This window comes from Paenibacillus sp. 01L418 (assembly GCF_056400045.1).
This window is the reverse complement of the sequence record NZ_JBFTSN010000116.1, coordinates 1-16,190: the sequence shown is the minus strand read 5'-3', so window position 1 is coordinate 16,190 and position 16,190 is coordinate 1. Positions and strand designations below refer to the sequence as shown.

13 protein-coding genes are annotated in these 16,190 nt (G+C 42.4%); 12 read left to right on the top strand and 1 reads right to left on the bottom strand.

The window, feature by feature from the left end; translation table 11 throughout:
• The 5 genes from AC1DSE_RS15960 to AC1DSE_RS15940 form a co-directional block, all read left to right on the top strand.
• On the top strand, positions 1-785 hold a 785-nt coding region (locus AC1DSE_RS15960; protein ID WP_477527882.1), incomplete at its 5' end, for a sensor histidine kinase.
• Positions 786-956: 171 nt separating this feature from the next.
• Positions 957-1,907: an ABC transporter permease gene (locus AC1DSE_RS15955; RefSeq protein WP_339203897.1), complete on the top strand. Its 951-nt coding sequence runs from the start codon at positions 957-959 to the stop codon at positions 1,905-1,907.
• Between the two features lie 30 nt (positions 1,908-1,937).
• Complete coding sequence (locus AC1DSE_RS15950; RefSeq protein ID WP_076271526.1) at positions 1,938-2,834, top strand: carbohydrate ABC transporter permease; 897 nt, start codon at positions 1,938-1,940, stop codon at positions 2,832-2,834.
• A gap of 45 nt (positions 2,835-2,879) precedes the next feature.
• Positions 2,880-4,487, top strand: a complete 1,608-nt coding sequence (locus tag AC1DSE_RS15945; protein WP_477527881.1) for an extracellular solute-binding protein — start codon at positions 2,880-2,882, stop codon at positions 4,485-4,487.
• 75 nt (positions 4,488-4,562) lie between these two features.
• Complete coding sequence (locus tag AC1DSE_RS15940; RefSeq protein WP_477527880.1) at positions 4,563-6,962, top strand: hypothetical protein; 2,400 nt, start codon at positions 4,563-4,565, stop codon at positions 6,960-6,962.
• Between the two features lie 179 nt (positions 6,963-7,141).
• On the opposite strand, the gene AC1DSE_RS15935 is transcribed toward AC1DSE_RS15940, so the two are convergent.
• Positions 7,142-7,786 carry a phosphatase PAP2 family protein gene (locus AC1DSE_RS15935; RefSeq protein ID WP_441880905.1) on the bottom strand — a complete coding sequence of 215 codons (645 nt, stop codon included), beginning with the start codon at positions 7,784-7,786 and terminating at the stop codon, positions 7,142-7,144.
• A 178-nt stretch (positions 7,787-7,964) separates the two neighbouring features.
• Between AC1DSE_RS15935 and AC1DSE_RS15930 the strand changes: the two genes are divergently transcribed.
• The 7 genes from AC1DSE_RS15930 (at position 7,965) to AC1DSE_RS15900 (ending at position 16,155) form a co-directional block, all read left to right on the top strand.
• On the top strand, positions 7,965-8,900 hold the full coding sequence (locus AC1DSE_RS15930) for an AraC family transcriptional regulator (protein WP_477527879.1): 936 nt from the start codon (positions 7,965-7,967) through the stop codon (positions 8,898-8,900).
• Between the two features lie 26 nt (positions 8,901-8,926).
• Positions 8,927-11,341 (top strand): excinuclease ABC subunit UvrA, encoded by a 2,415-nt coding sequence (locus AC1DSE_RS15925; protein WP_477527878.1) that lies wholly within the window; start codon positions 8,927-8,929, stop codon positions 11,339-11,341.
• Positions 11,341-12,381: a serine hydrolase domain-containing protein gene (locus tag AC1DSE_RS15920; protein ID WP_477527877.1), complete on the top strand. Its 1,041-nt coding sequence runs from the start codon at positions 11,341-11,343 to the stop codon at positions 12,379-12,381. Before AC1DSE_RS15925 ends, AC1DSE_RS15920 begins: the two co-directional genes overlap by 1 nt.
• A gap of 173 nt (positions 12,382-12,554) precedes the next feature.
• Positions 12,555-13,184 carry a hypothetical protein gene (locus AC1DSE_RS15915; RefSeq protein ID WP_477511959.1) on the top strand — a complete coding sequence of 210 codons (630 nt, stop codon included), beginning with the start codon at positions 12,555-12,557 and terminating at the stop codon, positions 13,182-13,184.
• A gap of 160 nt (positions 13,185-13,344) precedes the next feature.
• Positions 13,345-14,436: an NAD(P)H-dependent flavin oxidoreductase gene (locus tag AC1DSE_RS15910; protein ID WP_477511958.1), complete on the top strand. Its 1,092-nt coding sequence runs from the start codon at positions 13,345-13,347 to the stop codon at positions 14,434-14,436.
• A gap of 32 nt (positions 14,437-14,468) precedes the next feature.
• The gene (locus AC1DSE_RS15905; protein ID WP_477511957.1) at positions 14,469-15,014 is read left to right on the top strand and encodes an RNA 2'-phosphotransferase; all 546 of its coding nucleotides are present in this window, start codon (positions 14,469-14,471) and stop codon (positions 15,012-15,014) included.
• Between the two features lie 145 nt (positions 15,015-15,159).
• Positions 15,160-16,155: a cell wall hydrolase gene (locus tag AC1DSE_RS15900; RefSeq protein ID WP_477511956.1), complete on the top strand. Its 996-nt coding sequence runs from the start codon at positions 15,160-15,162 to the stop codon at positions 16,153-16,155.
• Positions 16,156-16,190: the final 35 nt, after the last annotated feature.

Below are 16,190 nucleotides of genomic sequence, written 5' to 3'. Positions count from 1 at the left end.
TCTCACTTAATGCGATAATGAAGCGGGTCGAATGGGGAGAATTGGATCTACAGGTTCAAAGTGAGGCCAGGGATGAAATCGGCGAACTGACCAATCGGTTCGGCAAGATGCTTAATCGGCTTAATGAACAGATCGATGAAACCTATCGAAGTAAAATCATTCAGAAAGAGGCCGAGCTGAAAGCGCTGCAATCGCAAATCAATCCTCACTTTCTATACAATACGCTCTCATTCATCAATTGGAAAGCGCTCAAAAACGATGCGCCGGAAATTAGTCATGTCGTTACATCTATGTCGAAATTTTATCGAACGGCTCTTAATCAAGGCAATAATATTATTACTGTGCGTAACGAATTAGAGAATATCAAATCCTATATTGAGATTATTCAGGTTATGGGTGATTATAGCTTCGATGTGGTTTATAAGATCGATGAGGAGGTTAACGAGTATTCAACAATAAATTTAATTCTTCAACCGCTCGCAGAAAATGCGATCAAGCATGGTATCAAACAGAAAAATAATGGAAAGGGTCTACTGTATGTTAGTGCCTGGCTTGGTAAAGGGACGGTCAATTTCGCGATTGAAGACAACGGTCCAGGTATGGAGAAGGAGACGATCGATACGATACTTACGATGCAATCGACAGGATATGGCCTCAAAAATGTCAACGAGCGTCTGCAACTGCGGTTCGGCACTAAATACGGCATCTCCATCCAAAGTCGACTTGGCTATGGTACAGTTATGACCATCGTTATTCCACAAAGCTTGTATAGTTCCACAGTATAAACAACTTATTCTCCCAAATTCAACTTCGCCCGCCGGCTAGCCGGACGGGTTTTTTTAACTCCGTAATAAACTGCATCATTTCTAAAATATTTGATAATTATTAAATAAGTTTCCTATGTTATATTCTCTTTAGCACAATGGAACCGCTTACAAAAAGGAGGGAATAAAGCAATGAGCGATACGATTAGGGCAATTAGCACGAAACAGGTGCTGAGGAGGGAGAAGATAAAAAAATATAAACAATACCGTGTGCTGCTGATTATGATGATTCCGGCAGTTGTCTATTACATTCTATTTCATTATCTCCCCATGTACGGCGTATTGTTGGCATTCAAAGATTTTAAAATTACACAGGGCATCATCGGAAGTCCATGGGCTGGACTTCATCATTTCGAAAAGATCATGAACGACACATATTTCTACACTGTGTTGAAAAATACACTAATTATCAGTTTAAGCAAGCTGGTGTTTGGTTTCCCGGTACCCATCATTTTTGCATTGTTATTGAGTGAAATTTCAAATATGAAATTCAAGAGGTTAGCTCAGACTGTATCCTATTTACCTCATTTTATATCATGGGTTGTCATGGCTGGGATATTTTTTACGTTGTTTTCTTTGGACGGTCCTATCAATGGCATTGTAAAACTATTAGGCGGCGATCCGATGTTATTCTTGGCGGATGATCGTTACTTCCGCACCATACTTGTGGCGACGAGTATTTTTCAAGGCTTCGGATGGGGTTCAATTATCTATTTCGCAGCCATTTCGAGTATCGATCCGCAGTTGTACGAAGCTGCTGTACTCGATGGAGCTGGCCGGTTTAAACGGATGGTTTATATATCGATACCGATGCTTGCGCCCGTTATAGCCATTATGCTTATTCTATCAATGTCCGGTATTTTGGATGCGGGTTTTGATCAAATATTCAATATGTATAATGTCAAAGTGTATAACGTTTCAGACATAATCGATACTTATGTGTATCGTAAAGGTTTAATTGAGATGAACTATAGCTACGCGACGGCCGTTGGATTGTTCAAATCCGTGGTTGCTTTGATCCTGATCGTTATCGTAAATAAGATAGTGAAATGGATCGGCGGCAAGGAGCATGCCATATGGTAATTTTCTTAATTAGACGAGGGAGCGAGAACGATGATTAACATAAAAAAATCAACGGCAGACAAAATAGTCGACGTCTTTTTGTATCTCATTCTGGCAGGTATTATCTTTATCACATTGTATCCCTTTTGGACGCAGGTCGTGATTTCTTTAGATGGCGCAGGAGCAGACAGTGCTGCTTATTCATCAGGCTTCATATGGTTGCCGACACAGCTCACGTTCGAGAGCTACAAGCTGGCCTTTAAGTTCGATGCGCTATGGACGGGATACTGGAATACGATTATTCGAACCGCGCTGGGTGTTATATTATCTATATTTTTCACAGCCATAACCGCCTATCCATTAGCAAAAAAAGACCTTCCCTTCAACCGATCGTTTACAAGCATGATTTTGTTCACGATGTTGTTTGCTGGGGGGACGATTCCTTCGTATCTGCTTATTAAGGAACTGAATATGCTTGATACGATTTGGTCGCTTGTTATTCCAGGTATGATTGGTGCGTTTAACGTGTTGATTATGCGAAATTTTTTTCGTTCGATTCCGGAAGAACTGGAAGAGTCGGCACGTGTGGATGGTGCAGGATACTTGCGGATTTTTACTCAGATCGTCATACCATTATCGAAGCCAGTGCTAGCTACGATTGCTTTATGGGTAGGTGTGGGCCACTGGAATGCATGGTTTGACAGCATGATCTACATTTCAGATCCGAATAAGCAAGTACTGCAGATTGTTTTACGCAAAATTATTATCCAGAACAACATGGCGGATATTAACAGCGTCATTCAAAATATCGGTAAAACAACAGAGTTTTCGGGACGACAGCTGCAAGCCACGGTTGTCATGTTCTCGATCATTCCAATGCTGGTCGTTTATCCATTTATCCAAAAGTATTTTGTCAAAGGCGTTATGATTGGTGCTATTAAAGGGTAAACCCCCTAATAGATAATATTTCATAAACAGAGAGGGCTGGTTGAAATGATGAAAAAGCGTATATTGCTAGGAGGGCTATCCACAGTCTTGCTGATGTCGATCATGGCGGGATGCGGCAAAAATGATTCCTCGGGTAATCAGACTGATAATGGGAATAAACAATCGGCAGTTAATGGAGAAGCTACGAATAAAAAAATGAAATTGATGTTTTGGAATTTAGATGAGAATCAAACGACAGACTCTGTCGGATTAAATGCACTGAAAGAGAAGTACAACGTCGATTTGGAAAGTATTGCATCAACCAGGGAAGCGATGAAAGAAAAACTGAACCTTCTCATATCCTCTGGGGAAATTCCAGATTGGTGGAAAGAGCCATCGTTTACGGATTACGATAAATTTCTCCAACAGGATGTTGCCGCTGAAATTCCGCAACAATTAATTGAACAAAATATGCCGAAATATACGGAGTGGCTAAAACGTTACCTTGGGGAAGATCCATTTAAGTATATAAGAAGAGATGGAAAAATCTATGGATTACCGGTCATCTGGGATATTGGTATCGATGGTATACAGCTTGGTTTTCGTGAAGATTGGTTGAAAAAAGTAGGCATAACAAAAACACCGGAAACGCTTGATGAGATGGAAGCTGCATTGACGAAATTCCGGAACGAGGATCCTGACGGCAATGGTAAAAAAGATACGTATGGCATCACTGCAGCAGGTGAAAATATCGAATCTATTTTCAGCTCCGTGTTTGGCGCATATGATGCTTATCCTAATATATTCCGTGAGAAAGATGGAGTAATCGTCCGTGGAGAAATTGAACCAGGCGCGAAGCAAGCGCTTGAAGTTCTGAACCGTTGGTATAAAAATGAATTGATTGATCCCGAATTTGTCGTTAATAAAGGTAATAATGTTGAAGACAAAGTGCTTACGGACAAAATAGGAGCGATTGAATATTATTGGTGGGCGTTCTTGCCGGGCAACGCATTCCTTGGTGGAGAACAGTGGTATGACAAGCTGGCTAAGAAGTACCCGGGCTTTAATTTTGCTATTGAAGGCGGAATTAAGGGACCCGATGGGAAATACGGCATATCACAGTACAACCCAGCCTTTGCATCGGGTGTTATGTTCGGTAAGCATTTAGAAAAAGACCAGGAAAAAATGATTAAATACATGCAAATTTTCGAARCTAGCCAATTTGATCCGGAAATTTATGAAAAAATGAACTTTGGAGAGAAAGGTGTCCATTGGAATAAGAGTGACAAAGGAACGGTTGAATTCATCGCTCCATATACAGACGAGAAAGAACGCAAAAAAATAGGGCTTRGCGGTTACTCGATGGCAGGCTCGTTCAATGACTACGAATTTCAAACGTCATATACATCTGAAGAAAGTCTGCGTCAGCTTGCGAAGGATACACGTGCCAAGGGAACGAGAAATATTGATATTCTAGCACCATTCAACAAGCCCATCTACAATGAAACGCAAGATAAGTTGAAACAGTATACACTGCAAAATTTTATAGATTTTATTACGGGTCGCAAACCGCTGAGCGAATTCGATAGTTTTGTAGCTGAATGGAAAAAGATGGGCGGCGATGATGTGTTAAACGAAGCGCAACAAGTATATGACGACAATTTAAAATCATAATCATTTTGAAAAGCTAGTTATCGATCTAAGGATGCGCTTAAATGAAAAATTATGCAGCAGGGAGATAGGAGAACTATGTATACCATAAACGCTGGAGCCTTAAAGTTGCAGTTGAACGAAAAAGGTCAAATTACAGCTATGAACGATAGCAGAGATCATGCATATGCATCAATGACACAAACTACTGTGCTTATTCGCATTGTCATCGATGGTCGAATGGAGGTGCCTTCGAAGGCATCCTTGAACGCGGTACTGGGGCTAATAACATTTGAATTTGCAGATACCGGTGCTGTGGTCGATGTATTAATTGTAGAAGAATCGCAGTATGCGACATTTGAGATTCAGCGTATTGAAGGCGCCGATGTGGATGGGGTCATATGGGGACCGTATATGACAACGGTTGCCGGTTCGATCGGTGAATCGGTTGGTGTCGTTCATAATGGACAATTCGCGATCGGCCTTCAGGCATTGAACATCAAGACTGTCGGGGGGTGGCCGATCGAGCTCGATCGATTGGAAAATGTGCAGCAAAGTTATTCGGACAACGGGAACGTAAAGCCGGATCCTGACAGTCCGCAAATATCCGATAGTAAATTCGAGTATGATGTTTGCGCAGCATGGCCGACAAGCGAAGGAAGCCTGCTGCAGGCATTTGCCAGAAATCGGTTGAAGAGCTTTCGTCGTCCGGCATGGAACTTACCGCTTGTTCAAGTAGCGCCCATAAGTGGGGACGACGCATCAATCGTTGGAACAAGTATTGCTTTGTTCGGTTGTGAGTTACAGCATGTGTTTGAGACGATTGAAGCGATTGAGATTGGAGAAGGGCTGCCTCATCCTATGATCGAAGGGGTCTGGGGTAAAATATCGCCTATGGCAAACCAATCCTACCTGATTACGGATTTCTCCGAATCTACAATGTCCGAAGCTGTACGTTTTACAAAAATGGCTGGTCTCAAATACGTGTATCATCCCGATCCATTCATCAATTGGGGACATTTCACTCTGAAGCCAAAAAGCTTCCCGAATGGGGATGAGGGTTTAAAGTCTTCTGTGGCAATGGCAGAAGGTGAGGGTGTTCATGTCGGCGTGCATACACTATCCAACTTTACGACATTAAATGATTCCTATGTAACGCCAGTGCCGGATGAAAGGCTGCAAATGGCAGGCATGTCGCGATTAGTTGCAACGGTTGACTTAGAAGCAGATTGTATCGAGGTTGATGATCCCGCGCCGTTTCAACTACATTTGTTCCGGCATACAGCACAAATCGGAAGTGAACAAATAGAATATGATGGAGTTACAGAAAGTGCGCCTTGGAAGCTGACAGGCGTTAAGCGTGGAGCAAATGGAACAACCATCGCGACGCATGAAAGTGGTACGATTATAGGTCGACTATGGGATCACCCTTACGATGTATTTTTCCCGAACATTGAGCTGCAGGACGAATATTGCGTTCGCATCAACGATCTATTTATGAAAACGGGCTTGAAGCAAATATCATTTGATGGTTTGGAAGGCTGCTATGCAACAGGTCATGACGGGTACGGAGTGAATCGTTTTGTGAAAATGTGTTATGACGGCTGGGGAGAAGAAGTTATTAACGATGCTAGCATTGTCGTTCCGAACTATTTGTGGCATGTATTCACAAGGTTCAACTGGGGCGAGCCTTGGGGTGCTGCAACACGTGAAGGGCAGCTTGAATGGCGGCTTACCAACCAGCGGTATTTTGCCCGTAACTTCATTCCGTCAATGCTTGGATGGTTTCTTGTTCGTTCTGCTTCCGATCAGTTCGAAGCGACGTCACCTGATGAAATAGAGTGGGTATTATCGAAAGCGGCAGGTTTCAACGCTGGTTTTGCTTTAGTTGCCGATATGCAGGTGCTTGGGCGAAACGGTAACATCGAGTCGGTATTCACATCCGTGCGCGAGTGGGAGACAGCAAGACAAGCCGGCGCCTTCACATCCGAACAACGGGAACGGTTGAAGGACCCGAAAAGCGACTGGCATTTGGAAGCTTCAGGTGAAGGGAAGTGGAATTTATACCCTGTCCATATCTCAAAACCGCTCGTTTGCAACCCGGCGGAGCTGCAGCCAGGTCAGCCAGGGGGAGCAGATTGGACGTACTTCAACCGATATGCGGATCAACCGCTTAAATTTACGCTGCGTGTCATTCCTTCATATGGTAACGATGATGCTTCGATTAAACGTCCAACTTTTTATACGAACGGTGTTTATATGACGTTTGATACAGAAATTTTCGTGAATCAATATCTCGTTTGTGAAGGTGACAGAATCGGTAAAGTTTACGATCAGAACTGGAATCTGCTAAGAACCATTCATGCTTCCGCCGATGCGCCAATCGTAAGAACGGGTGGACAGACGCTATCATTCAGTTGTAAATTCGAAGGCGATCCGAAGCCTCTAGTTAGCGTCAGAGTGACGACTTGGGGAGAACGGGAAGAAGTAGTAAATTAAGCGACGGCCGTTTTCCTATACATAATAGGGGAACGGTCTTTTTTGGAGGAAGCAAGTTTGCAGGAAACCCACTCCCCATTATGTAAGTCTTCCAGTTAAGACCACTTCTGATTTCTGAGATGGTCCTCCCTTTTGTTACCTCTACTTTCCAGCCCTTTGTAATGATCATAAGTCCATCGCTACATACTTGTAGTAGCCAGCTTGTCACGCCGCTGATTTCGAGATGAGATATAATGGACAATCTGGTATGTCACTTCAGCGAAGAGAATTCCCCCAAATACATCAATGAGTGCATGCTGCTTGGTGAAGACAGTGGAAATGATAATAAGCCACAACAAAATGTACATAAAGACTCTAACAGACAGTTTGACAACTAATTCACGTTTCAAAGTTATGAATAGCAAATAACTCGTTAAGCAGTGGACACTTGGAAAACAGTTAAAGGGTGCGTCAGACTCGTAAATAAAATTAACAAGCCTGCTCGCCAAGTCAGCGCCATCAACATCGGGCCGAGGTACAAGGGTAGCAAAAAACCAGAAAACAACATTGCACGCCATGACGGAAATATTATAGATCAATAGAGTACGCCAATAAATACGGCGATGTTTAATAGCTAGATACAAAAAGCTTAGATATAAAACGGGCATCCAGCTTATATAAGGGAAGATAAACCATTTTACAAAAGGAATTAAAGTATCTATCCAAAAATAATCCAAAATAATGTCTGGTCCAATATTGCTGGCAATCCCCATATAAATAAACCCCTGAAGAGGAATGGAAAGAATGCCTAAAAGGTGTTTCCATTTTTCAATCCACATTTTCATTTTAGTCCTCACTCGCTTCTCTTGAAGTTTTATTCATTCTAAACTTCATCAGATGCCAGAACAATACACAAATGTAATACATTATTCAATTCGTTTTTGGAAAAACATATTTTAACATATGTTATTCTGTATTCTGTAATGGAGTAATGTTGCTCCTGAAGGTGCGGAGGGATCATATATGACAATATCTCAAAGTAAAAAAGAGTATTTGCGTCGCATTCATAAAGTGCAGGATTATATAGAAGCAAATGTATGTGATTCTCTTTCACTAGATGAGCTTGCTTCCATTGCCGGGTTTTCAAAGTATCACTTTCATAAAATTTTTAAAGGGATCGTGAATGAATCATTGCTGCAATACGTAAACCGAGTGAAGCTGGAGAAAGCACTAAATTTTCTCATTCATCGGCCAGATATGACAGTTACGGCAATAGCATATCGATTTGGTTTTACGGATACTTCGATTTTTTCACGGGCGTTTAAAAATTATTATGGTGTAAGCCCGAGCTATTATAGAAATCAATATCGCAAGAATTGCAAAGACTTKATAAAAATATCTCCTTATCATGAAAGTACGCTGAAAATGACAAAAAAKGATGATGAAAATAAGGTAAAAGGAAAGGTAACCATTGAGACGATTGGCGAGATGAATGTTGCCTATGTGAGACATCTTGGCAGCTATGGACAATTAAAGCTTGTTTTTGAATCACTCCTGCGACAGCTGTTCGCTTATTTAAGCAAATGGAACTTCATCGATTCGAGCAGCATAAAAGTGTTGACGATCTATCATGATCATCCGGAAATTACAGAGGATCATCATAGAAGAACCAGCCTTTGTGTGACAATCCCTAGCAGCGCTGCCCAATTCATCGAAAAAGGGGATAGTGATGTCGGAATCATGATTATACCTTCCGGCAAATACGCTGTAGGTCATTTTGAAATATACCAAAATGAGTATAGTGAGGCTTGGGACTATTTATGCGGCGAATGGCTGCCCCAAAGCGGTTATCTTCCTCGTGACACCTCAAGTTTTGAAGTATATGTCAGCGAACCAGACTCAAACCCACAAACAAAACATGTCGTAGATATTTATTTGCCGGTAGGACCTCTTGCATAGTCAAATCTAGAATAAGGGGCGATGAAATGGAGCAGAAAACCATAACGATAAAAGGGGCACGAGTGCATAACCTCAAGAACATAGACATTTCAATTCCAAAAAACAAGCTGGTGGCAGCAACTGGCGTCAGCGGATCAGGCAAATCCAGCCTTGTGTTCGATATTATTTTTGAGGAAGGACGCAAGCAATACTTGCAATCCTTAGGTATTGTTGCTGGGCTTGATAATGAAGACAAATTCGACAGTATACAAGGTTTAAGCCCAGCCATAGCAGTGCAGCAAAATACGATCCGTCAAAGCAACACGCGCTCAACCGTAGGCTCAAAGACCAATATTATGAATAGGTTGGCACTGCTCTATGCTGGAGAAGGGTCAATCCGTTGCTCCACCTGCGGAACAGCTGTGAATGACAACCTATTCTGCTTAGAATGCGGGAATAGCGAGGAGCGATTGTCGCCAAGTTATTTTTCCAACCTTTCTCCACATGGAATGTGTATCAAGTGCTCTGGGCGAGGATCGTGTTTTGAAGTTGACCTAGAAAAGCTTGTATCAGATAGTCGAATGACTTTGGAGCAGGTTCTTGATGGAGTCGGCTTAACTCCTGGTTATTTGCGATTATTTCAAAGGAAGTTCCATTCATATTTAGCTATTCCTTTCTTACAGCTACCAGAAGAAGTAAGGGGAGAAATCATCTATGGGCATTATGCAAACGGCAATTCTGAAAAACGCAGCGCCTGTTTAACGAACATATTTCATACTCGCCTTCATAGAGGAGAACCGTTAAATGGTGTGTATGCTAATATTGTATGTTCCGATTGCTATGGATTTAGAGTGGGTGAAGAGGCACGAGAAGTGCTGTTAAATGGCAAGCATATTGGTCAACTTGGGCGGATGACAATCTCAGAAGTGAATGAAGTACTTGAAGATTTACGCCAGCAAAACACGTTCACGATGATGGGTAAAAACTTGCTGCAAGAAATATTGCTTAAAACGAATAACTTGATTAAAGCACGTCTCGGTCATCTTTCTCTTTACAGAGAAATGCCAACTTTGAGTGGTGGAGAAATACAGCGATTATTTCTGCATTCACATTTGGATGCAAAAATGGATTCGATGATCTATGTTCTCGACGAACCTACTGCAGGACTGCATGAGTTTGAAAAATTGGATGTTTTAAAATTTATACAAGAACTCAAAGACCTGGGCAACACGGTGATTGTTGTAGAGCACCATAGTAATGCAATCAAAATAGCGGAGCACATTATTGACATAGGACCCATGGCGGGTATTGAAGGTGGAGAGGTTATATATGAGGGTGATTTAGAAGGATTGCTCCAGTGCAAGGAGTCTATCACTGGCCAATATCTTTCAGGCAAAATGACCATGCCGTCCAGAACTAAACATCCGTGTATTGAAACGGTACCTGTTCTAACCATTCGACATGCCAAAACGAACAACCTCAAGAATGTGACAGCTGCTATTCCTTTAGGTGTAATGGTCGGGATTGCAGGTATGTCGGGAAGCGGTAAAAGCTCGCTGATTTCAAATACGCTGCTCCCTCTCCTGAAAAACCATTTTCGTAATAAGCAGGAAGGCAACGAAGAAACCGAAATGGGTAATGAGGTAGAAGCCTTGATGACTCAAATGGTTGCGGATAGGCTGGAGGGCTTGGAGCATATTTGTGGCTATGCCGAAATATCACAGGCACCTATAGGCAGGAGCTCGAGCTCCAATCCTGCATCTTATATAGGCATTTGGGATAAAATTCGCAGCCTGTTTGCCAAACAGCCGGCAGCCGTGAATCAGAATTTTATTTCAGGCCACTTCTCATTCAACTCGAAAGGTGCTTGTTCGGAATGCTGCGGCAGTGGACATACGGCAATCTGGCTGGGCGGCAATTTGAAAATAGAAAAACCATGCACAGCATGCTATGGGAAAAGGTTTAACCATGACACGTTATCGGTCGAATACAAAGGTAAAAATATTTTTGACATCTTAGAACTGAGCGTCTCGGAAGCGGTTGTTTTCTTTGAAGGTAACAAGGTGATTGTGACAGCTTTGAAAGTAATGGATCGAATGGGGCTCGGATACTTAAAACTGGGTCAGCCCACTCCCACTTTAAGCGGCGGTGAAGCGCAAAGAATAAAACTCGCTAAAGAGATTGGCCGAAGACGGAAAGGGAATACCCTGTATATACTGGATGAGCCTACCACTGGTCTTAGTCTGTATGATACCGCAAAGCTCATTGAATTGTTAGACGAGCTTATAGCAAATGGGAATTCAGTAATCGTCATTGAACATAACCCGGCTGTTCTCGCTTCCTGCGACTGGATGATAGAACTTGGACCTGGCGGCGGCCCAGAAGGAGGTTATATTATTGCAGAAGGTTCACCCGATGTGCTGAAAGGAAATCCAAAGTCCTTAACCGGGAGGTATCTATAATGCAAAGAGATTACTGGCCAACAACAGAGTGGCGGACGAGGGAGCCAGCAGCTCTTGGCATGGACACGGAGAAGTTTTCCGAACTTAATCATTTAATTAAAACCCAATATAACAATCTAAATGGTATTGTTGTTGTGCATAAGGGTTATATCGCATTTGAAAAGTATGAAAACAGCTTTATCGCTAGTGATACCCATCATGTAGCTTCGGTAACGAAAAGCGTGATATCTGCCCTCATCGGCATCGCTATAGACAAAGGATTTATCAAAAGTGTAGACGAAAAGATACTGGATTTCTTTCCCGAATATGTTTCCGATGCCAGCGACATTCAGAAACGGGCGGTAACGATCCGGCAGCTTCTCACGATGACGGCGCCATTTCCTTTTACATGGAAACCAGGAGGGGGAGTGCGGGAGCCGCTGGACAGACTGCGGAGGCAAAAGGACTGGACCAAATATACGCTTGACCTATTAGGACAAAAAGGGCGAATAGGCGAGTTTCAGTATTGTACTGCGGGTGCACATCTGCTGTCGGTTATTTTGACACGCACGACAGGTAAAAGCGCTCGTGAGTTTGCAAATGAGCAGTTGTTTGGGCCAATTGGGATGAAAACCATTGCTGATCGCCAAATGAAATCGTTTGGTATCGAAGATGTATTTGGGAAAAACCTAAAAGGATGGATTCATGACCCTAACGGAAATTCGACAGGGGGTTGGGGACTTTGTCTAACGCTCAGAGACATGGCGCGTTTTGGATTTCTATATTTAAATGACGGTATTTGGGAGGATAAACAGTTCATCTCCAAAACGTGGCATGATGAGTCGATCGCAATGAATGCGAACAAATACGGTTATTTGTGGTGGCTGCATGAAGAGGATGGGAATTATGCATATATGGCAATGGGTGATGGARGCAATGCTATTGTTTGCATTCCGGCCAAGGATTTGATAGTTTCCATAGCTTCCGAGATCGTCAGCAAACCTCGTGATATATGGCCTCTGATTAAAAATTGCATCATTCCCTCTGTAGTAATCCGCTGAATATCCTCTATTTGCTATCGTCTAGTGTTTGCTAGTCTGATTGACACATGCCTATAATAATAGATGTAGCATTTGTGGCATTCTATAATCGTATTCAAGAAGAGTTACCCTACGAGATAGCTAAATATAGCCTGATTTACGAGATGATAGTAGGATAGGAGACAGGTGAGACTATGACAACGAATAATGAGACAACTAACGAGGAAGTAAATAATAAGGAAGCTGCGATGTCCGAGGAGAAATGGGCTGAGCTTATAAAGGCTGTTCACCATAATGGCCTTGTAGCTTTAAAAATGCATTTTAACGAGGTTGAAGCACAGGTATCAAATTTCGTAGATTACGGCCCGGTTTTTGTATTTAATGTGAAGGATGAATCGGGCAGTGTTTATTCGTGTGGATTTTTTCTGCGTGAGTTAATTGCTAGATTCCAATCGGATAATGATCCAGCCGTATGGTTGGCTTCTTTTTTCGTCGATCTTATGGAGACAGAAGGTGGCAAGCCTCTTCCTAAACCGGCTACGAATGAAGATGAGGCTAAAGAGATCATAGACAAAGTACTCGTACCGCAATGTATAAAAGCTGTAACAGAAGAGTTTGCTCCGGAACCGGTACATGCGGGGCTGGCTTGGAAGGAAGACCACGGTCCGATTTTTGAAGTGGGTTTTCCAGCAATCATAGATGGAAATAACGTATGTGCTGTTTCTTTGCATCTATTGCTAACRCATTTGCAGTTGAATCGGGATCCAGGGGAGCTGCTGATTCAAGGATTGTATGACATTCGGAATGAGCATGGCTTAGAATAAATAACGAAGATAGGATTTAACGCAGCCTGATTGGGCTGCGTTTTTTTTATATGATAAAATCGATCTAAGATCATAAAAAGTGTACAATTTAAGAGAATAAGAATAATAAATGGGTTGACTCTAATGATTCGATAAATCATAACAAATTGGAGAAGAAAACATGAATATAAATCTACATACTGAGCTTTGCCAACTGTTTAATATTCGTTATCCGCTTTTTTTAGCTGGAATGGCTGGCGGGCCATCGACTGCAAAATTGGTAGCAGCAGTATCGAATGCAGGTGGACTAGGAACGCTTGGTGCTGCATATATGGAGCCGGCTGCCATTCGAGAAACGATTAATGAAATCCGCAAGCTGACAGATAAGCCTTTTGCAGTTAATCTATTTGCGATGCAAACTTCGGATCACAATACTCGAATTGGAGAAGTTCAGMGAGAGTTAAATCTTGTTCGGAATGTGCTTGGAATTTCTCATGCGAGTGCGGAACATGTGACGACTCCCGATCGTTTTGACCAACAAATGGCTGTTTTGCTCGAAGAGAAGGTTCCTGTCATCAGCACAGCATTCGGTATTCTTCCGGAGCCTTTCTTGCGGCAAGCTAAAGAGGCTAATCTTCTTGTTGTTGCGATGGTAACTACGGTGAACGAAGCGCTTCTGGCGGAGCAAGCAGGCTGCGATGCGATAGTTGCCCAAGGCAGCGAAGCGGGCGGACATCGAGGAACATTTGATATAACCGAACATCAGCTGGGTGCAAATATAGGAACATTTGCTTTGGTACCGCAAATTGTAGATCGAGTGAGTATTCCAGTCATTGCTGCGGGCGGCATTATGGATGGACGAGGATTAGTAGCGTCTCTTATTTTAGGAGCACAGGGTGTCCAAATGGGGACGCGATTTCTTACAGCGATAGAATCTGGTGCGCATGAGGTTTATAAGCAGGCTCTGCTGAAAAGTACAGAGGAGAGCACAGTTATTACGAAAGCTTTCTCGGGTCGACCAGCTAGAGGCATACGTAATTCATTTGTTAAGCAATGGGAAGAGAACGGGATCGAGCCCCTTCCGTTTCCTACTCAAAACACCGTGACTCGTGATATAAGAAACGCTGCAAGCAGCCAAAACAATTCAGAATATATGTCCCTATGGGCTGGTCAAGGAACGAGGATGCTTACTTCTGGCCAAACTGCGGAGGATATTGTTGCAGAGACAATTCGGCAAGCACTTTCCATTTGTGAGACGGGCACGTCCCAATAACATAAATTTCCGAAAAAAGGAGGGATAACAAAATGTTAACGGAAAAACAAGAAGAATCTCTAAGTAAGTTCATGAGTAAAATTTTAAGACATTCTCCTGATGCTTTTGGCATTACATTAGACCAAGAGGGATTTTGTAAACTGGATGATTTCGTTTCTTCCATTCGGAATGAAGCAAGATGGAGCAGCATTCAAAATAGTGCTATTGAGCAAGTCGTCCGCCATTGTAAGAAGCAGCGATATGAAATTGTTGGTGCCTTTATTCGTGCAAACTATGGGCACAGCGTTGAAAGAATAACTTATAAAGAGGCGAAGCCCCCTGCCCTATTGTTTCATGGTACGAACACTAAGGTTTCGAATATTATTTTAGCCGAAGGTTTAAAGCCAATGGGAAGACAATATGTTCATCTTTCAGAATCGCTTGATTTTGCAACACTTGCAGGAAAAAGGCGAGGAGAACTCGTCATCCTGCATATTAACACCGAGCTTGCATTATCTCTTGGCGGCAGCTTTTATTTAGCTAATAATGGCGTTTGGCTTTCTGATTTTATACCGCCTGCCTGTATCATTATGAAGTAAGTGCTTTCATTTTTTTGTTTTTTTGTATCGAATGTGGTTAATTCTGTGAAAATGTTAATGCTAATGTCGCAATAAACTGTGATATAATTTTGCCCAGAAGATGAACGTTGGATTTTACACCAACTTAATTAACTGGGAGGTACGCATGATCAGGGATGCCAAGCGGATTAGAGGTCTTATAATCACCATGATATTGGGTTTGTTTCTGCTTTGTATCGGACCTATGTCGAGTGTCCATGCAGGGAATGCAGCTGCTGCGGATGAATGGACGATAAAATTTAATGGGAAAATAGTGAAGATAACAGATCCGCTTTATGTGTCAGAAGGAAGATTGTTTGTTCCGGTAGCCCGCATAGCTGATATGTTCGGTGCGAAGTCGAGCTGGGATAATGTAAACGAAGAAGTAACAATACATACAGAATTAAAAGATAAAGTCGTGCTGGGAAATGGAGTACCAGTCGTATATTTTAACGAAGCCCGTTATAAGTTGGATGCAGTGCCATTTTTAAAGGACAATAGGCTGTATGCTCCTCTGCGCCAATTGTCAGAAATGCTACATGCTAATGTGGTATTGAATGCAGAATCAAACGTTATTGAACTTATAAAAGTACAGCCTGCTGTAATAACAGAAGAGTACGGCTTGGATGAGATCAGCAAGGAGTTTGGCAGCACCAAATCAGAGCTGCTCAAATGGAATGGACTCGATAGCAAGGCGAAGATCAAGCCGGGAACAAAGCTCAAGGTCATCATTCCTTCAAATGTTGATCAAATAGCAAAACCGTTCACGGAAGCGGATTATATGCTGCTTGCTAAGATTACGATGGTTGAAGCAGGCAATGAATCCTATGAAGGACAGCTTGGATTAGCGAATGTCATATTAAACAGAGTGAAGGATGAGCGGTTTCCGGATACGATACGCGACGTCATTTATTCAGGCAAGCAGTTTCCTCCAGCACATAATGGACTCTTAGATAAAAGTAAGCCAAATGCAAGCTCACTTCGTGCAGCGAAAGATGCGCTCAACGGTAAAAATAACGTGGAGAATGCTGTTTATTTCTTCAATCCCGATATTTCCAAAGGATCGTTTTGGTCCAGCTTAGATGTTATTGTGACAATCGACAATCATAGCTTTGCAAAATAGTTATAAGATAGCCGCTGAACCATTGCAAGGTGCAG